The sequence below is a fragment of the Bacillus sp. SORGH_AS_0510 genome, assembly GCF_030818775.1.
Taxonomy (GTDB): Bacteria; Bacillota; Bacilli; order Bacillales; family Cytobacillaceae; genus Neobacillus.
Window position 1 is genome coordinate 4,532,684 of the sequence record NZ_JAUTAU010000001.1, and the last position, 19,080, is coordinate 4,551,763.

The window sequence follows — 19,080 nt, forward strand, 5'->3', positions numbered from 1 at the left end:
GTCCCTCATCAATGCTTATATTATTTTTCCATACGAGCATTTTCCAATGCAACTACCTTATGTCAAATCTGCTGAAATATTACTCTTACTTAATCTCTGTTTTTTTACCTTACGGAAATGGAACAGTTCGTAGAAGGTTGGAATGACAATCAGCGTCAGTAATGTTGATACAATCAGTCCAAAAATAACTACGACAGCAAGTCCTTTGGAGACCAGATTCATGCTCATGGCTGATTCGTGCGCAAATAATAATGGAACCATGGCAAACACTGTGGCAAGTGCCGTCATCAAGATTGGACGCAATCTCACACTTCCTGCCTCCATAATTGCTTCTCTGATGGTCATGTGTTCTTCGTTATGACGGATACGGTCAACAAGAACGATTGCATTGGTCACGACGATTCCCACGAGCATCAGCATACCGATTCCTGATGAAATATCAATGCTTGATTTTGTGACCACTAATCCTAAAAGAGATCCGATGGCCGCAAGCGGTAGGGATAATAAAATCGCAAAGCTTGCACGGAATGATTTTAATGTGACAAGTAGGATCATAAACACAATACCAATCGAGAACATCGCAAGCTTCGCAAGTTCTTGTAAATCATCCGAAGACTGCATAGAAGAACCGGTTATTTCAGCGCTTGTTCCATTGCCGAATGTGTTGTCTTTTTTCCAAGCGGCTAGTTGCTTATTGATTTCTCCTGCGACATCCACCATTTTCTTTGGATTGACAACAGCATTTAACTGAAGATAATGATCTCCATCTTTTGAATAAATGGTACCAGGCTGGGGCGATTCCTCAATCTTAGCGATGCTGGACAATGCTACTGGCCCATTCTGTGTCATGATTTGAAGATTTTTCAAATCGTCAGCTGTTTTAATTTCTTCTAGTGCCCCAAGTTTGATCATAGTGGTTCGACCCTCGATTTTTACACTTCCAATCACTGCCGGTTCTAACATACCATGAAGAGTTTGGGCGATTTCCTGTGCGTTTGAGACAGTCGGATCCACTGTAATATTTACAGTCGGTTTCTTATTTTCATCATTCGTTTCTACTTTTTGAACGCCATCGATGTTGGCGAATTTTTTCTTAATTTTATCTGCTGCTTTTTTAATATCAGCTTCATTTTTTCCAATGACATCTACAGATACGGTGGTTTTATTCTCACCCATGAGTCCAGCTGTATTTGCTGTTAACTCCGCCCCTTGGAATTGGTCTTTTTCTTTCCTTAGGTTCTGAACGATTTTAGCGGAATCCGCCCCTTCTTTCAAAAAGACCATGAACTGGACTTGGTTCCCATCCTGAAGTTCACCAAACTGAGCAGCGTCGGCATTGTTTCCGACTTGGACAATGTTGTTTTTGACACCTTCTTCTTTTGAAAGAAGATCTTCCATTTTGGTTAATCCGTTTTTGATTTCCTCAAATGGGGTTCCATTTTTATAACGTAATAGAACGGAAAGATAGGCACTGTCCTTTTGGTCCACCGAACCTTTTGGCATGGATACAAATAGTCCTATTGCTCCAATGACAACCACAACGGATAAGACAATTGGAAGCCACTTATGATTGAGTGACCAGCGAAGAACGGATGGATAAAATGAACCATTTTTGTGTTCCTTGACCTTCACTTTTTTCATCATTCGTCGGCTGAGCAGCGGAACGACGGTTAGTGAAACGATCAAGGAGGAAATCAATGAACATGTGATTGTAATAGCAAATGGTGCGATTAAGTCTTTTAAACTACCAGAAGCAAGTAACATTGGAAGGAATACCGCTACCGTAGTAAGCGTCGATGATGTAATCGCCGCTGCTACTTCTTTTACCGCATCCACAATAAAGGTCGGTGTAAGCTCGTTCCCTTTCTTTCTCCGGTAAATATTCTCTACCACCACGATACTATCATCCACGAGACGTCCGACCGATACCGCGATTCCGCCTAAGGTCAGAATGTTGAGCGTGACTCCAAAGAATGATAGCAAAATCATGGTAATGCATAGGGAAAGCGGGATACTGACAATGGTAATAAGGGTCATACGGAAGCTCTTCAGGAACAACCAGATAATCAAGGTCGCAAATAATGCTCCAGTCAGTACTTCTCTTGTCATGGAATTAATCGAATTAAGGACGGTATCCGCTAAATTAATGAATATTGTAGCGTTCAGCGTTCCTTTATAATCTTTGTTCATTTCCTTTGCGGTATCTGCAACCTGCTTCCCCATCGTTACTGCGTTACTAGTGGAATCTTTTTGTACAATGACTTCAATGAACGGCTTTCCGTTCATATGTGTGATGCTCGTTGTATCTTTCTCCATTGTTACGTTGGCCACATCTTTCAATTTTGTGCCAGCGTTCAACTGAAGGTTTTGGATATCATCCAGGCTCTCTATTTTTCCTGTCACGATGATGCTTGTTGCCTCGTTATTCAAGTTTTGCTCCCCAACAGCGACGGATGCATTTTTTCCTTGAAGGAGGGTATAGAGTTTTTCAAGAGAGATTTGTGCTGCGGCAAGTTTTGCCGGGTCCACCTTAATCATGACCTGCTGGTTTTTTCCTCCGTAGGTCATGACATTTCCAACACCCTTGATGTCTTTTAGCTTTGGAAGGATCTCGTTATCTATCAGATTTAATTCATTGTTGCCGATTTCCTTATCAAAGGTAAATCCTAAGTAGACGACCGGGATCTGAGATGTATTCAGCAGCACCACATACGGTTTCATGACCCCATTTGGCAGAGGGACCATTGAGATGCTTTCCTGGATTTGCTGCTTGGCTTCCTTCAGATTCGTGTCGGATTCAAACGTCACCGTCATCTGGGAAAAGTTATTACCTGTTTCTGCAACTACATTTCGTTTCCCCTTGATGCCGGTTAGTGCCTTTTCAATAGGCTGAGTGACCTGTTCGTCCATACTGATGGCGTCCATCCCGTTACCTACTACTGAAATGGTAACAAACGGCTGGTCTGCTGACGGCATGAGCTCCATCGGGATATTGGTATAGCTGAATATCCCAAACATAATAGAGGCAATAACGGAAAAAACAACAGCCGCTCTATTCCGCAAAGCCCATTTAGTGAACCATGTCATAAAGAACCTCCAAAAATAAAAATTTATCAAACTAGGAAAATTATACTATGTATTACAATAATTAACATTAATATTTTTGTAAATTTTTAGGGACAGTCCCCCGGCGCTTTAGCGCGACGGGGGACTGTCCCCTTCATTTGTTTTATGGTATGATAGTGAAATTGTTTGCCTATCCCATCATATTATTTCATTCATCATAGAAAAGAGGTCATTATGCAAGACACGGTATTATCTAAGAAACATTGGTTTCTTATTTTTACACTAACGTTATTAACATTTGTTCTTGGGACAAGCGAGTTTGTGATTGTCGGAATCTTAACGGATATATCATCCAATCTTCATATCACCAATGCAAAGGCCGGTACACTCGTTTCCGCATTTGCGATAACATTTGCTATTGCCACACCGATTGTAATGTCAGCCACTAGCCATTTTCCAAAACGGAAATGGATATTGTCTTTAATCGGGGCGTTTATTATCCTAAATGCTCTGAGCATAATATCAACGAGCTACCTTATGCTCCTTGTAATTCGAATGGTGACAGCAATTGTAACAGGAGTATTAATTTCACTGGCTATGATTGTTGCAAGTGAAACAATACCTGTTGCCAAACGCAGCATTGCCATCTCCTTCGTTTTCGGTGGATTTACGCTTGCCAACGTTGTTGGTGTGCCGATTGGAACGGTACTTGCGGAATGGTATGACTGGCATGCCACTTTTGTATTAACAACAGTTCTTGGTGGAGTAGCCTTTGTGGCTTCTTTTATCAACTTACCAAATAAGCTTAGCCAATATCGCAGTTCGATGCGTGATCAATTTTCATTATTGACCCATCCACGAATTTTAATGGCTTTCTTTATCCCCTCTCTTGGGTTTGGAGGAACGTACGCAGTATTTACGTATCTCGTACCGATTCTAAAGCAAATGGATGCACCAAGCAGTTCCATCAGCTTGATCTTGTTCGGTTACGGATTTATTTCGATTTTTAGCAATATCCTTGCAGGAAAAATTGCCAGTCATAATCCGATCGGCCGACTGCGGTTTGTTTTTCTAGTACAAGCATTTGTTTTGATTGCTCTCTATTGGACAACAGATAGCTTTATCTTTGGATTGATCAACATCGGCTTCATGTCATTGATGGCCATCCTTTTAACCACATCAACCCAGCTTTATTTGATTGACCTTGCGGGAATTTATCAGCCAAAAGCGACAGGACTTGCTGCTTCCTTGATGCCAGTGGCCAGCAATGTTGGGATTGCCTTGGGGTCAGCCTTAGGAGGATTGGTTTACCATCAAGGACCATTGATGAATGTAACATGGGTTGGTGGGATCGTGGCGATTTTCGCCAGTCTTCTCACTTTCTTAAGTCATCGGTTAGATCAGCAACATAAGAAACTAGCATAAAAAACATAGAGGCAATAGGACACTTAACAAAGGGTTCTATTGCCTCCTTCCATGTAATATTTAAGTCCTTCGCATATAGGCACGTACCGTAATTGGTGCAAAAATCCCCACTATTATGGCAGCTCCAATAAGAGAAATAGAAAAATCCCACCCAACGTTTCCATTGTTAACCAGTTCACGGACGGCAGTGATTAGATGTGAAAGCGGGTTAACCTTTACAACCCACTGGAGCCAGTCAGGCATAGTATTGACCGGAACAAAGGCATTGGAAAGAAACGTGAGCGGAAATAGCACAAGCATCGATATCCCCTGAACACTTGAAGCTGTACGTGCAATCACACCGAAAAATGCAAAGATCCAGCTCATTGCCCACGAACAGACGATGACAAGAACTGCTGCAATGGCCACATTACCGAGTCCTCCGTCTGGCCGGTAGCCCATGATGTACCCCATAGTAAACGTAAGAACGGTCGCAATCGTATACCGTATCGTATCAGCCATAAGTGCTCCCGCCAAAGGAGAAATCCTTGCGATTGGAAGCGATTTGAATCGGTCGAATACACCCTTATCCATATCCTCACGTAACTGGACTCCTGTGACAATGGAAGTCGTAATCACCGTTTGAACAAGGATACCCGGTATAATGACTGGCAAATAGTTCTTGACGTCTCCCGAAATGGCACCACCGAAGATATAAGTAAACATAAGAGTAAAGATAATCGGCTGGAGCGTAACATCGAATAATTGCTCAGGTGTTCGTCGAATCTTTAGCACACCTCGATAAGCCATAGTCAAAGAATTTCTCACCGACTGCCGAAAACTCGTATGGTTTTTCAGCCGGCGTTCGGTAATGGGATTCATTGATGTAGTACTTTTCATCCTCTAACCTCCTCTAATTTATCAGGTGTGCTAGTGCCAGATGCCATTTCCTTCGCTCCATGACCTGTGATCGTCAAGAAAACCTCATCAAGGGTCGGTTTTTGTACACTCAACTCTGCCAGATGGATTCCTCTTTCGCGAAGAGTAATTAATAAATCAGTAACCTTATCGGCATCTGCCAGCGGGGCAATAATTTTCCCGCCTTCAGAAGACACATTAGACTTCGCCTTTAGTACTTGTTCAACAGTATGACGAGCAGTTTCAATATCGAGTGGATGTAGGAGCCTCAAGTGCAAAGATGAGCTGCCCACAGATCCTTTTAGTTCATCAACAGTACCTTCCGCAACGACAATCCCTCGATCGATGACCGCAATCCTATCAGCAAGCTCATCTGCTTCCTGTAAGTATTGCGTTGTTAATAATACCGTTGACCCAGTATTCACTAATCTGCGGATGGTCTCCCACATTTGATTTCGCGTGCGAGGGTCAAGCCCTGTGGTTGGCTCATCTAAAAAAATGAGCGGTGGCTGGGCAATAAGACTTGCTGCTAGATCAAGTCTGCGCCGCATACCGCCTGAAAAATTTTTCAACGGGCGCCGTGCTGCTTCTGTCAACCCAAACTCCTCCAATAACTCTGCTGCCTTTCTTTTTGATTCGGCACGCCCCAACCCAAGGAGCCTGGAGAAAATGACTAGATTCTCGGTCGCGCTTAGTGATTCATCAACTGAAGCATACTGACCAGTGACACCAATCAACTGGCGCACGATCTGTGATTCCTTCACCACATCATGCCCAAAGATGCAGGCAGAACCTGCATCTGGTCGCAGTAAGGTAGCCAACATTCTAATGGTGGTAGTCTTGCCTGCCCCATTCGGTCCTAGCAAGCCGTAAATAGTACCAGCGCGGACGTTCAAATTTACTCCATCCACTGCGCAATTTTCACCAAAATTTTTTATGAGACCGTTAGCTTCAACGGCCCAATCCCCATTGTTAGGGCTTATTCGTTGTATTTGTTCCATTTTCATACCTCCTCTGTAACTAAATCAGATAGTAACAAGGTTTTATGAACTGAATATGAACTTCTCATTCTTTCGCTTTTTACCTTTTTTGTTCATATTAAGTTCATCTAGAAGGAGTATGCTAAAACAAACGTGAATAATTTTAATCAAACATTACAGGAAAAGGATTGAACGTTATGACTAAAATATTAATAGTAGATGACGACCCTCATATTCGAAAATTGATTCGCGTCATCCTGTCCGCAGAAGGTTTCTCCATTTTAGAGTCGGAGGATGGAAAAGACGCATTATCCTTGCTTGATTCCGAACGGGTCGATCTTATTATTCTAGATATCATGATGCCAAACATGGATGGCTGGGACCTATGCGAGAATATAAGAAAGTTTCATTCTGATTCTCTTCCTATCTTAATGCTGACGGCTATGGGAGAAACCACACAGAAAGTCAAAGGCTTTGATCTTGGGGCAGATGACTATCTTGTCAAACCATTTCATCCCGCTGAGTTGATTGCTAGAATAAAAGCACTATTCAAAAGGTATCAGATTATCCATTCAAATAAGGTGAGTATCGGGAGTGTGGAGCTCAATCGCTTAACACACCAAGTAGTGAATGGATTGAATGAAATCACCTTACCACTTAAGGAATTTGATCTCCTGTATAAGTTAGCAGCATATCCTAATAAAACCTTTTCAAGAGAACAGTTGATTGAAGATATTTGGGGATATGATTACGAAGGGGATGAGCGAACCGTGGATGTTCACATAAAACGGCTTCGTCATCGTTTTTCAGAGGAGAGCTGCCCTTTTAAAATTACTACTATACGAGGGCTCGGTTATCGTTTAGAGGTGAAAAAATGAAAATCAAAAGGATTTTAACCAAAAGTGGTGAGGTTATTGCTGTGGTCCTTTTATTGTTTCTATGCTGGACAGCAGCTTTTTTCATCACTCCTTGGCTTTTCCGTATTTTTTCAATTTCAAACTATTGGAAACAAATTATCGATTCCTTTTTTGGATTTTTCTTCTTTGGCCTACTCATGTTTGGCATTTCTAAAATTAGATTTTTTCGAGAAAAGCAAAGTCTCTTCTTCCGTCCCATGATTGATGCCATGAAAAATATGGCACAAGGGAATTTTAATATTGATCTTTCTTCCTACAAAGAAGAATTTGGAAATCGTAATCATCCTTTTAATGAAATAGTTGAAAGTATAACTCATATGGCAAAAGAACTCGGAGAAATGGAACAAATGCGCCAAGAATTCATTTCCAACGTTTCTCATGAAATCCAATCACCGCTGACATCCATTGCCGGATTTGCTCATGCTTTAAAAAATGAACATTTACCTGCTGCCGAACGAGGACAGTATTTAGAAATAATTGAGGTGGAAAGTATGCGGCTTTCAAAGTTAAGTGAAAATCTGCTGAAACTGACCTCATTAGAGTCCGATCATCCGCCATTCGAGCCCAAGACCTATCGATTAGATCAACAAGTACGCAGGGTGATTCTTTCGAATGAACCACAATGGAGAAATAAAAACCTTGAACTGGATATTTCGCTAGATAATGTAACCATAAATGCGGATGAAGAACTGCTGAATCAGGTGTGGATTAATTTAATCCACAACAGCATTAAATTTACACCCGATCACGGAAAAATAAGTGTGTCCTTAATTAAAAATGATAGTGAAAAGATTGAAGTAGTCATTAAAGATACAGGGATTGGTATGACTAAAGAAGTTCAAATGCATATATTCGAACGATTCTATAAGGCAGACCCATCAAGGAACCGATCATCTGGCGGGAGCGGCTTAGGTCTTTCCATAGTAAAGAAGATCATTGTAATGCATAACGGGGATATACAGGTGGAAAGTACACCTAACGAAGGTACGGAAATAAAAGTGATATTACCATAACTAAAACAACCTGTCTCTGAAAATTAGAGACAGGTTGTTTTCAGTTATTCATTACCATAAAACCCATAAAAACAATAATCCATAACAATGGAACCAAATTAATCATGATGGCAAAGCGTTTCTTTTTCACCCTAAAGACCCAAGCTATAATTGAACCTACAATTACCGCCACTGGATATAGAGAAATAGCTAGCACAAATGAACTATTTGCTAGATTCACTCCGCTGTCGAAACTCATAAACGATAGTCCCCAAATGATGAACCAAGGAATAAGAGAGAGTGCAAATAGGATTTGGCTAATGATTAGATATAGTTTCATATATTCCTCCTTTGGTTTTGCTTCTTACATTTAATCATATGATTTTACAACAATAAAAAAAACTCTATTGATTGAAACTGTTAACAGAATATTCATTTTCGTATAACCAAATATCGTAAATTTTTTATAAAATAAGCTTATAGATAAAGAAAGGATGTGGCTTATGATACTTAAAAATCTAGTAGAACCAGATGAGTTATTGATTATGCGGTATTTAAACACACGGATGGAGTTAACGGAAGATGAAAGATTTTACTATTCAAACCTTGAAAAGGGCTTTGAAGGAGAAAAGAAATTTGACCAAATGATAGAATGCCTTAAAGAAGAAAGATTTATTATTAACAGCTTGCTTCTAAAGGTAAATAACTCCCATTTTCAAATTGATAAATTGATTATTTCACAAGGAGTTATTCATCTATTGGATATTAAAAATTTTCTAGGTGATTTTTACATGAAAGATAATAAATTCATTGCAGTGAAAACGGATCGAGAATGGAAGAATCCTTTCGACCAGTTAAAAAGGAGTACGCATCTATTCCGGCAACTGCTTCAAAACCTCAAACTAAACTACCTTGTTGAGCCCCTCGTGATCTTCATCAATCCTGAATTCACCTTATACGAAGCCCCCATGGACCTTCCTGCTATTTTTCCTACACAGGTAAATGGATTTTTGAAAAATATGAATAGCATATCTTCAAGATTGAATGACGGGCATAAGAAATTAGCCCAACAACTACTCTCCTTACATCAAACTAAGAATCTATATGCTATTCTACCAAATTATGTCTATGACCAACAGCAAAAAGGAATGTATTGTGGTTTTTGCTATTCCTTTCAGCTTTCTAAATCATACGATGAACTTGTATGCGGAAAGTGTGGAGGACACGAAAAGATCGAACTAGCTATTTTAAGGCATGTGAAGGAGTATCAGCTGCTATTTCCGGAACGAAAAGTTACTACCCAAAGCATCTATGAGTGGTGTAATGGAGAAGTAAGTAGACGAACTTTTGGTAGGGTTTTGAAGAAGCATTTAACGATTGTTGGCAGTACGAGTGATACCTTTTATAAATAAAATCTAGACTATAATGATGATTATTAATGCTCAAGGCTGTTGCCTTCTGACAGTGTTGGCGGCTTTTCAATTGACTCTGTCAGAAGTTGGATTGCCTTCTGACAATGTTGATGGCTTCTTCTTCGACCTTGTCAGAAGTTGCCTTACCTTCTGACAAGGTTGATGCCTTTTTCTCTGACTCTGTCAGAAGTTGCTTTACCTTCTGACAAGGTTGCTCGCTTTTCCTTCGACTCTGTCAGAAGTTGGATTGCCTTCTGACAAGGTTGCTCGCTTTTCCTTCGACTCTGTCAGAAGTTGGATTGCCTTCTGACAAGGTTGATGGCTTTTCCTTCGACCTTGTCAGAAGTTGCCTTACCTTCTGACAAGGTTGATGCCTTTTTCTCTGACTCTGTCAGAAGTTGGATTGCCTTCTGACAATGTTGATGGCTTCTTCTTCGACCTTGTCAGAAGTTGCCTTACCTTCTGACAAGGTTGATGCCTTTTTCTCTGACTCTGTCAGAAGTTGCCCTGCCTTCTGACAATGTTGCCCACTTTTCCTTCGACTCTGTCCTAAGTTGGACTGTCTTCTGACAATGTTGATGACTTTTTCTCTAACTCTGTCAGAAGTTGCCCTGCCTTCTGACAATGTTGATGACTTTTTCTCTAACTCAGTCAGAAGTTGCCCTGCCTTCTGACAATGCCGAAGACTTATCCTCTGACTCTGTCAGAAGTTCATCCACCATCGGACTGCCCACACTATTTCACCAACCAATGTACAAGTATCTACTCTACACCCCCTCCACAATCCCCCGTTTCTCCCGTACAACTCCAGCTAATTCTATCTTCTTCTCTTCCATTTGCGTCTCTAATCTTCCCAAAATAGCTTTCACCTTCGCTAAGTGACCCTGCGCTTGATCCAACGAATCACGTATCTTTCCTTGGACCATATAATCCGCGATAAAACCATCAAAGAAGAAGTCAGCGAATTTTAGCATCCCAGAGATATTGATATCAACGAGCACCGTATCTTGAACATCCAATAACTCTTTTTGGAATTGCCGCATACGAGACTGTGCTTGATGAAGGTACTCCTCCGCCTCATCAATTTTTTGATGCTTGACCATCCCCGCGATAGTTCCGCCGCCAAATAAATCCCATGTTCCCCAGCCTTCAGCTTTCTCAAGTGAACTTACAGCATCCGCAAGCGCATCCTCCACACTCAATCCAGCCCGAATTGCTTCTTCTAATTCCTTTATATTTGCTTTTAAAGCCCCCTCCCGCTCACTCAAGTGGAACACTTTTGCCGCATAAGGGGAAGAACTTGTTTTGATCAGCTCCTCTTTCTGCAATAATAGCTGCTGATACTCCGCTTCAACCGTTTCTAAGTTTTTCAAATTAACTTGGATTACACGCACCGCTTCATCAATTTCCTTATTGGTTTTCATCGCTTCCTCAAGCCTATGCTGAGCGACCATCATTTCCTGCTTTTCTTTTGACAGTTTCTCTTCCTTTTTCCCTGATAAAGTGGCAATAAGGTTGGTAAGACCGAATCGCTCGAGCTTCTCCACATCCTCTTGCTCTGAATAAAACCGAAACTGTAGCTGCTCAAGCGTTTCCTTAATTGGTTCTAACTCCCTCTCATAGTCAGCCAGTTGCGCTTGAAATTTATCTCTCTTCCGTAATTCTTCCTGAATCCCTACGAGCTTCGCATTTATTTCTGCAAACATCAACATTCCCCCAAAATGGTTTTTATATCTTTTACGCAGAAAAATGGAAAAAGTTTCATTTTAAGAGTGTAATAGGACTCTTCCTAATTAAGAAAATAATCCCTATGACTTAATTACTATTATGTTAAAAGTAGTTAAACTAAGAGGGAGTCCTTTATTTCTTTTTTTACAAGAGAGTGGGTTGATACGATGTCTATTGGAAAAGTAATTTACTATCATCGAAGAAAGCAAAATAAGACACAAGAACAGCTTTGCCAAGGTATTTGCTCCGTAACACACTTAAGTAAAATAGAGAACAATGTGAAAGACGCCAATCCGAAAACATTAAAGCTATTATGTGAAAGATTGCAGATTTCTTTGGATGAAGAAAACAAAAAGAATGAGCTCATTAGACAGAAGTTGGATTTGTTTTATGAGTCCATCGAACGACTGCACCAAGAGAAGGCAACTGCGTTATACAAAGAATTGCAGGAGTATAAGGAATATGCTCATTGTTCGGACATGATTTATTTATTTGAATTATACATGCTCCGTTATTACCTTTCTCTAGAAGACTTTCGAGCCTTTGAAAAGTCCTCAGCAGGCATCCATAGGTATGCTTCCAAGTTTTCAGCCTTTGAGTCCTATGTTTGGGATTTACTCCAGGGCATCTACTATGGAAAAATAGAACAATATCCCAAGGCGCTTCTCTATCTTTCTCGAATTGAAGGACAGGCAGACCAGTACCAAACAAAAATTTCTGAGTATTATTATTTTCGCTCGGCCTTACACGGGCATTTATGCCACTACTCTTTATCCATTCATTATGCCTATAAAGCATTGCAAGTTTTTCAACATACAAACAATTTTCTACGAATCGTTTATATTAAAATGATTTTGGCCGTTAATTTTATCTATATTGGTGAGTTTGAAAAAGGCAGAGAAATTCTTCTTCAGATTTTAACAGAGGCAGATATGCTTAAGGATAACGAAACAATGGCTCTATCCCTGCATAATCTCGGTTTTTTATATTATAGACAAGGGGTTCTCGAAGAAGCGGTAAAATATTATACCCAAGCGCTACAGTTCAAAGAGATGCACTCCTCATCATATTACATCACGATTTCATACCTTGCGGAGGCGCTTATTGCCCATTCAAAAAATGAGACAGCGATGGAGCTTTTAAAAATTTCTTTAGCTTCCATAAAGGATCAACGGTCGCCACGCTATATTGAATTGAACATCCTCTATTTAGAAGCAGCTGGCCAGAAAAAGCTGCTGATCCAATATCTGATAAAATATGGCCTGGCCATTATTGAAGAACACATGCCTACTGATAGGGGAAGTAAATATTTACAAATGATTGCTGCTTATTACGAAGAAAAACAGGACTTCCGCTCGGCCAATCACTATCTTCGAATTGCTAACCAGCACCTCAAGAATCAGCTATTCAACATTGGATCACCCGTTGAACTAAAAAAAACGAATGTACATAACGACCCAAATAAAAGAGATTAACAGGATAATTGCTTAAAGCAATTGTCCTTTTTTGTCGATTACATGAAATTGTCCCAAGTAATAGATTTAGATAAACCCGCCGTTTTCAACCATTATTCACTCTATTTTCTACCTTTGTGGTTCTTCATCCCCCTATCAAAAGTAATAATTGTCCCAATTAACAGACTATTTAATTCCCTCTATACTTTTAAAGTAGTAAGAGAATGCAAGATTTTTTAATAGTAAAGGAGAATGTGCATGAGTAAAAAACCACAGATGAAGAAATATTTTACCGCGATGATGACGACGGCTCTACTGGCTGTACCTACACTTCAAGCCTTTGCAGATAACTCTAGTAAAATTTTCGTAAAGTCAGCTGACGGCAAGTTGGAACTTGCTAGTCTACAAGGAAACAATGCAAAAGCAAGCACAGGAAAACATGTCATTACGCTTATTACAGGGGATGTTGTTACCGTAACGGAGTTAGCAGAAGGAAAAAGTGTGATTAGTGTGGAACCTGCTGATCGAGCTGGTGGTGGAGCACGGATTATGACCATCAACAAGGATACATATGTCATACCTGACCAAGCAATGCCGTATTTAGCTTCAGGTTATTTAGATAAGGATTTATTCAATATCTCTACTCTTATTGCTGACGGATATGATGATGCTACACAAAAGACTATGCCTGTTATTATCCAATATTCAGAGTCTAAAGCCCGTGCGGCTGCACCAAAGCCTACTCCAAAAGGGGCCAAACAGACACACGTTCTTGAGAGTATTAACGGCGTAGCCCTTTCTGCTGATAAAAAAGAAGCGAAAAATTTCTGGAAGGACATTACCCAAGGAGCCCAACAAGCAAAGGTTTCTAGAGCTGCATTAACTCCTGGTATTAAAAAAATCTGGCTCGATGGCAAAGTCAAAGCGACGCTTGAACAGAGTGTTCCACAGATTGGCGCACCCACAGCTTGGCAAGCCGGTTATAACGGAAAAGGTGTAAAGGTAGCTGTTCTTGACACGGGTATTGATTCAGAACATCCAGATGTTGCAGGTCAATTGGATGAAGCCAAAAGTTTCGTACCTGGCGAGGATACCCTCGACTACCATGCTCACGGTACACACGTTGCTTCCACAGTACTTGGAACAGGTGCAGCATCAGATGGAAAGTATAAAGGGGTTGCCCCAGGGGCACGCCTTCTAGTCGGAAAGGTACTAAGCAATGAAGGCTTTGGGCAGGATTCTTGGATCATTGATGGAATGGAATGGGCCTCTCACAATGCCAAGATTGTCAGCATGAGCCTAGGTAGCAGCGAGGTCAGTGACGGAACCGATCCAATGTCTCAAGCTGTGAATGAACTCAGTGAAGAAACAGGTGCTTTGTTTGTCATTGCTGCTGGGAATACGGGTGCTGAAGGCATAGGCTCACCGGGGGCCGCAGATGCTGCTCTTACCGTTGGTGCAGTTGATAAATCGGATCAGCTTGCATGGTTCTCCTCCAGAGGACCTCGAAATGGTAATTCAGGTTTAAAGCCTGATCTCACTGCACCAGGCGTAGCCATTACAGCCGCACGTTCTCAGTATGCTGCACAAGGGAGCGGCTCTTATCTGACAATGGACGGCACATCAATGGCGACCCCACATGTTGCCGGGGCAGCAGCCATCCTCTTACAGCGCCATCCGGATTGGAACGGTAAACAATTGAAAGATGGCCTAATGAGTACTACTAAAAAGCTGGATGCTATTAAACCATTTGAGGGCGGAACGGGTCGACTGGATGTAGCCGCAGCTACATTGGGTACTGTTCATGCCACCGGTTCAATCGACTTTGGATTTTTTGACTGGCCCCATGAGGGAGATGTTCCAGTTGAAAAGAAAGTGACTTATACAAACGACAGTGACCAGCCTGTGACACTAGATCTTTCTGTATCAGTTACAAATACGAAAGGATCAGATACTCCTGCTGGATTGTTAAAGCTTTCAACTGACAAAGTGACCGTTCCAGCTAAAGGTAGTGCAGACATTACAGTCACTCTTGACCCGCAGCTAGGTGTTGCAGGCTCCCGGTACCAAGGACAGCTTTCTGCTAATGTTGCTGGCCAAACGGTTGCACATACAGCAATCGGCATGATTAAGGAAGATGAGAGATATCCACTTACGATAAATGCAACTGATCGTAACGGCTCTCCTACTCTTGCATATATCAACCTTCTTGGCCCGAACGGAGAACCGCAATTTATGGCTGTGGACGGAACAAAAGAATTACGTCTGCCGCCTGGAACCTATTCAGTTATGTCTATGATGGATATTGACGAAGACACCGATCATGCTGGTGTTGCACTCGTTGGAAATCCAGAAGTCAACCTCAATGGTCCGCAAACGGTTGAACTGGATGCCCGTAAAGCCACAGAAATTTCAGCCAATGTCCCAAAGAAGACAGAAGCGACTTTCAGAAAAATGGAGTATTACCGCACAATTAATGGAAACACCGTCAATGACGTCTACATCCTGCCGGTATGGAAAGATCATATGTACGCCGAACCAACTAAAGCAGTGAAAAACGGGGATTTCAACATGAACACTCGCTGGCGTCTTACAGAGCCACTATTGACGATAAACTTCCAAGGTCAGGAATTAGATGAAATTCCTCAGGCAGGAAGTACCCTTCTAAAAGGAAAATACAATTTAGAGGCTGTGTATGCGGGTAAAGGAAACCCGGAAGATTATAATGGTCTGAATGTGAAAGGTAAAGCTGTTATCGTGGAGCGAAGTGATGAACGATCAGGTTCAGAAAGAGCGGCCGCTGCAGTGGCTGCAGGCGCAAAGCTCTTGATTACGGTAAATGATGGACCAAAAGAACTTAGTGAATGGGTAGGAATTGAAAATGAAGATTATTCTTTATCAGATTCTCCTATCGCAGTTGCTGCTATTAGTGGCACTGAGGGCGAAAAACTGATTAAGGCTGCCCGCTCAGGACATTTGAAACTAAACGTCAATGGGAATCCTGACAGTGAATTCGTTTATGACCTTGTCGATAGCCACGATCATGCTATTCCAAAGAATTTGACCTATTCACCGCAAACGAAAGATCTTGTAAAAATTAATGCTACGTATAAATCTGACCGCCCGGCGCCAGGATCGGAATTCCGTTGGGAAATTCCTTCTTACCGCACATTTGGAGTAGGCTACCCAATGATTCTATCACTTCCAACCGTTAGGACTGAATGGGTATCCACTCAAGAGGGTACATCCTGGTACCATCAGGCAGGTGTGGAAGATGCACAATGGGAGGTTCGTCAGCCAGTAGCTAAATATAAGCCTGGACAGAAATTAGATGAAGAATGGTTTTCACCAGTCGTTCGACCACGTTTTGGCGAAGGCTTCTGGGTCCCTTACCGTTCAGGGAACAGCCTTATTTTAAATGTACCTGCATGGGCTGATTCAGGAGTAGGACACACCGGTGCAGAAATGAATTGGCCAGGTGAGCAGACACTCAAGTTTTATCAAGGCTCTACTCTCGTCAAGGAAGCACAAAGTCAGGCACTATACCTATTTAAAGAGTTTCCTAAAGAGAATACCCAATACCGATTAGTTAGTGATGCGACTCGTAATGCAGAGCGTTGGCATACATCGGTTCGTACACATACCGAGTGGACATTCTGGTCTAAGGAGCAGAAAGAAGATTTAACGAACTTACCGCTTCTTTCACTAGATTATAAAGTGGATACTGACATCAACGGTGACTCCATTGCCGGTAGCTCTACTAAGCTGAGCTTGTCTGCTGTCCAAATCGCGGACGCACCAGGTAATGGTAAAATTAGCGGGGCTACTCTAGAGGTTTCGTTTGATGAAGGGAAGACTTGGGAAAAGGTTAAGTTGGTTCCGGAAGGTAAGGGCTGGACAACTACCATTAAGCACCCAAATAAGCCAGGTAGCTTTGTCTCCCTACGAGCTAGTGCTTCCGATGATGCTGGCAACAGTATTACTCAAGAGATTATTAAGGCGTATGGATTGAGATAGGATGTAAATAGAATAAGATATCGGAAGACTGGCTATTTTTTATGCCAGTCTTCTCTTTTTATTGATTATTTTTCTTTTCTACTTTTGTCGTATCTTTAGTCGTGCCCAACCTTTTGTCAGTGGTTGGATTTTCTCTACCTACTCTGTCAGAAGTTCTCTTGCCTTCTGACTTTGTTGTTCGCTTTTCCTCTTACTCTGTCAGAAGTTCGTTTGCCTTCTGACTATGTTGCTCGCTTTCCCTCTCACTCTGTCAGAAGTTCTCTTGCCTTCTGACTATGTTGCTCGCTTTTCCTCTTACTCTGTCAGAAGTTCTCTTGACTTCTGACTATGTTGCTCGCTTTTCCTTCAACTCTGTCAGAAGTTCTCTTGCCTTCTGACTTTGTTGTTCGCTTTTCCTCTTACTCTGTCAGAAGTTCGTTTGTCTTCTGACTATGTTACTCGCTTTTCCTCTCACTCTGTCAGAAGTTCGTTTGTCTTCTGACTATGTTACTCGCTTTTCCTCTCACTCTGTCAGAAGTTCGTTTGCCTTCTGACAATGTTACTCGCTTTTCCTCTCACTCTGTCAGAAGTTCGTTTGTCTTCTGACTATGTTACTCGCTTTTCCTCTCACTCTGTCCAAATTCGCCCTACTCACATCATCCAAAATTTGTCCAATTCCCCCAAAACAAAGGCAAGCACACAAGATTTTTTACCAGAATCCCCATATCATGATGGAAAGGAACACGGAGGGACTGATTAAAATTTGACCATTGAAGGAAAGCACATAATTATTGATGGATTTGAGTGTGATTCTTTACATTTAAATAACATTGCCTTTTTAGAAAACCTCTGCAAAAAGGCAGCGTTAGATGCTGGAATGGAGATTTTATACTCGTACTTTCATCAGTTTCAACCACAAGGGGTAACGGGTGTCCTGGTTTTATCCACTTCTCATTTATCCATTCATACATGGCCTGAAGAGAGGTATGCGTCACTAGATATGTATACATGTGGTGATTCTGACCTTACTGCCCCTGTCAATTTACTTTTAAAAGAATTGTCTGCCCAAAAAGCCATGATCTACTCTATTGAACGTGGCGCGCCTCAACCCCAATTAATCTACTGTAATGAAATCACCACTACCGACAATTCCAAAGGAGAGGACAAAAATGTTTCGACCGACTAACGCCTGGTTTTCGCCAGCATTTACCCATACAAATAAACCAACACAGCAGCAACAGCAACCCCAACAGCAACAAAGCCATCCAAAAGACACTAATAATGCCATCGCCGATCTATGGGACCACATTGCCTTAAAAACATTACAACAAGGGAAACACAAAAATCTATTAAAGGTAAAAAGTGATTTCCAGGACATTCAGATTGTCGAAGCCCGTGATATTAGGATGTATTTAAACAATCAGTTGCAATTCAGCACCTTAGATGAGCGAATTTATCATGAAGCATTGGTACATCCCGTCTTCAGTCTTACGCGTTCAAGGAAACGCGTCCTTATTGTAGGCGGAGGTGACGGCCTAGCCTTAAGGGAAGTACTTAAATATAACGATGTAAAACATGTTGACCTTGTGGATCTGGATCCCGAGGTACTTAAAGCTGCCAAGCATAATCAGAGTTTAGCGGCAATTAATGAGTACTCTCTTCACGATCCTCGTGTAAAACTTCATCCGATGGATGCTGTGAAGTTTCTGGCTGACAACCCAAAACCCTACAATATTATTATTGTTGATTTTCCTGATCCGACAGACCAAATTATCAGCGATCTTTATACGACAGAATTCTATTCCACGGTCAACAGCTCTCTAACACCTGACGGAGTGTTCGTTTGTCAATCCAACTCTCCCGAGGATACCCCAATTGTTTATTGGAGTATAGGAAAAACCATTGAAGCTGCAGGATTCCGAACACTCAGTTATCACACTATTGTCCCGTCTTTTGGAGATTGGGGATTTCATATCGGATCGCCTAAACCCATCACTTGGTCAGGAAATAGCGTGGAAGTACCGCACCAAACATTACCTTCTCAGCTAAAAGAAATGGCCTACTTCCCGTATGCAATGTTAGCTGGAAAAAGTAAGGCAGTCATAAACACCAAGAAGAACTCAGTCTTACATTCAATCTTTAAGAAAGAAGTTCTATATTTGGATTGAAACAGTAATGGACTTGCCCATTCAATATTTTTTAAGGTGGATGAG

At 41.5% G+C, this 19,080-nt stretch carries 13 protein-coding genes; 8 read left to right on the forward strand and 5 right to left on the reverse strand.

Annotated elements, in window-relative coordinates:
* Positions 1–57: 57 nt before the first annotated feature.
* On the reverse strand, positions 58–3,087 hold the full coding sequence (locus tag QE429_RS23040) for an efflux RND transporter permease subunit (protein WP_307290358.1): 3,030 nt from the start codon (positions 3,085–3,087) through the stop codon (positions 58–60).
* A gap of 213 nt (positions 3,088–3,300) precedes the next feature.
* Between QE429_RS23040 and QE429_RS23045 the strand changes: the two genes are divergently transcribed.
* Positions 3,301–4,491 carry an MFS transporter gene (locus QE429_RS23045; RefSeq protein WP_307290360.1) on the forward strand — a complete coding sequence of 397 codons (1,191 nt, stop codon included), beginning with the start codon at positions 3,301–3,303 and terminating at the stop codon, positions 4,489–4,491.
* A gap of 60 nt (positions 4,492–4,551) precedes the next feature.
* Here QE429_RS23045 and QE429_RS23050 read toward each other — a convergent pair whose 3' ends face one another.
* The gene (locus tag QE429_RS23050; protein WP_307290362.1) at positions 4,552–5,370 is read right to left on the reverse strand and encodes an ABC transporter permease; all 819 of its coding nucleotides are present in this window, start codon (positions 5,368–5,370) and stop codon (positions 4,552–4,554) included.
* The gene (locus QE429_RS23055; protein WP_307290364.1) at positions 5,367–6,389 is read right to left on the reverse strand and encodes an ATP-binding cassette domain-containing protein; all 1,023 of its coding nucleotides are present in this window, start codon (positions 6,387–6,389) and stop codon (positions 5,367–5,369) included. Before QE429_RS23055 ends, QE429_RS23050 begins: the two co-directional genes overlap by 4 nt.
* Positions 6,390–6,565: 176 nt before the next feature.
* On the opposite strand from QE429_RS23055, the gene QE429_RS23060 reads away from it, so the two are divergent.
* Positions 6,566–7,246, forward strand: coding sequence for a response regulator transcription factor (locus QE429_RS23060; RefSeq protein WP_307290366.1), 681 nt, complete (start codon positions 6,566–6,568; stop codon positions 7,244–7,246).
* A complete protein-coding gene (locus QE429_RS23065; protein WP_307290367.1) occupies positions 7,243–8,298 on the forward strand; it encodes a sensor histidine kinase in 1,056 nt (351 codons plus the stop codon). Before QE429_RS23060 ends, QE429_RS23065 begins: the two co-directional genes overlap by 4 nt.
* A gap of 40 nt (positions 8,299–8,338) precedes the next feature.
* Here the strand turns inward: QE429_RS23065 and QE429_RS23070 are convergent, their stop codons facing one another.
* Positions 8,339–8,617 (reverse strand): hypothetical protein, encoded by a 279-nt coding sequence (locus tag QE429_RS23070; protein ID WP_307290369.1) that lies wholly within the window; start codon positions 8,615–8,617, stop codon positions 8,339–8,341.
* A gap of 163 nt (positions 8,618–8,780) precedes the next feature.
* On the opposite strand from QE429_RS23070, the gene QE429_RS23075 reads away from it, so the two are divergent.
* The gene (locus tag QE429_RS23075) at positions 8,781–9,689 is read left to right on the forward strand and encodes a nuclease-related domain-containing protein (protein WP_307290371.1); all 909 of its coding nucleotides are present in this window, start codon (positions 8,781–8,783) and stop codon (positions 9,687–9,689) included.
* 767 nt (positions 9,690–10,456) lie between these two features.
* On the opposite strand, the gene QE429_RS23080 is transcribed toward QE429_RS23075, so the two are convergent.
* Entirely contained in the window at positions 10,457–11,395 is a 939-nt protein-coding gene (locus tag QE429_RS23080; RefSeq protein WP_307290372.1) for a hypothetical protein, read from the reverse strand.
* A 189-nt stretch (positions 11,396–11,584) separates the two neighbouring features.
* On the opposite strand from QE429_RS23080, the gene QE429_RS23085 reads away from it, so the two are divergent.
* From QE429_RS23085 to QE429_RS23100, 4 genes are all read left to right on the forward strand, one after another.
* Positions 11,585–12,892, forward strand: coding sequence for a helix-turn-helix domain-containing protein (locus QE429_RS23085; RefSeq protein ID WP_307290373.1), 1,308 nt, complete (start codon positions 11,585–11,587; stop codon positions 12,890–12,892).
* A gap of 237 nt (positions 12,893–13,129) precedes the next feature.
* Positions 13,130–16,888: a S8 family serine peptidase gene (locus tag QE429_RS23090; protein ID WP_307290375.1), complete on the forward strand. Its 3,759-nt coding sequence runs from the start codon at positions 13,130–13,132 to the stop codon at positions 16,886–16,888.
* Positions 16,889–17,630: 742 nt separating this feature from the next.
* Complete coding sequence (gene speD / locus QE429_RS23095) at positions 17,631–18,053, forward strand: adenosylmethionine decarboxylase (RefSeq protein ID WP_307290376.1); 423 nt, start codon at positions 17,631–17,633, stop codon at positions 18,051–18,053.
* Complete coding sequence (locus QE429_RS23100) at positions 18,037–19,035, forward strand: spermine/spermidine synthase domain-containing protein (RefSeq protein WP_307290377.1); 999 nt, start codon at positions 18,037–18,039, stop codon at positions 19,033–19,035. Before speD ends, QE429_RS23100 begins: the two co-directional genes overlap by 17 nt.
* Positions 19,036–19,080: the final 45 nt, after the last annotated feature.

Excerpts from the sequence above, each read along its gene's own strand:
- QE429_RS23045 (WP_307290360.1), top strand. The coding sequence starts at position 3,301 with ATGCAAGACACGGTATTATCTAAGAAACATTGGTTTCTTATTTTTACA.
- QE429_RS23050 (WP_307290362.1), bottom strand. The coding sequence starts at position 5,370 with ATGAAAAGTACTACATCAATGAATCCCATTACCGAACGCCGGCTGAAA.
- QE429_RS23070 (WP_307290369.1), bottom strand. The coding sequence starts at position 8,617 with ATGAAACTATATCTAATCATTAGCCAAATCCTATTTGCACTCTCTCTT.
- QE429_RS23090 (WP_307290375.1), top strand. The coding sequence starts at position 13,130 with ATGAGTAAAAAACCACAGATGAAGAAATATTTTACCGCGATGATGACG.
- QE429_RS23100 (WP_307290377.1), top strand. The coding sequence starts at position 18,037 with ATGTTTCGACCGACTAACGCCTGGTTTTCGCCAGCATTTACCCATACA.
- QE429_RS23085 (WP_307290373.1), top strand. The coding sequence starts at position 11,585 with ATGTCTATTGGAAAAGTAATTTACTATCATCGAAGAAAGCAAAATAAG.
- QE429_RS23080 (WP_307290372.1), bottom strand. The coding sequence starts at position 11,395 with ATGTTTGCAGAAATAAATGCGAAGCTCGTAGGGATTCAGGAAGAATTA.
- QE429_RS23055 (WP_307290364.1), bottom strand. The coding sequence starts at position 6,389 with ATGGAACAAATACAACGAATAAGCCCTAACAATGGGGATTGGGCCGTT.
- QE429_RS23075 (WP_307290371.1), top strand. The coding sequence starts at position 8,781 with ATGATACTTAAAAATCTAGTAGAACCAGATGAGTTATTGATTATGCGG.
- QE429_RS23065 (WP_307290367.1), top strand. The coding sequence starts at position 7,243 with ATGAAAATCAAAAGGATTTTAACCAAAAGTGGTGAGGTTATTGCTGTG.
- QE429_RS23060 (WP_307290366.1), top strand. The coding sequence starts at position 6,566 with ATGACTAAAATATTAATAGTAGATGACGACCCTCATATTCGAAAATTG.
- QE429_RS23040 (WP_307290358.1), bottom strand. The coding sequence starts at position 3,087 with ATGACATGGTTCACTAAATGGGCTTTGCGGAATAGAGCGGCTGTTGTT.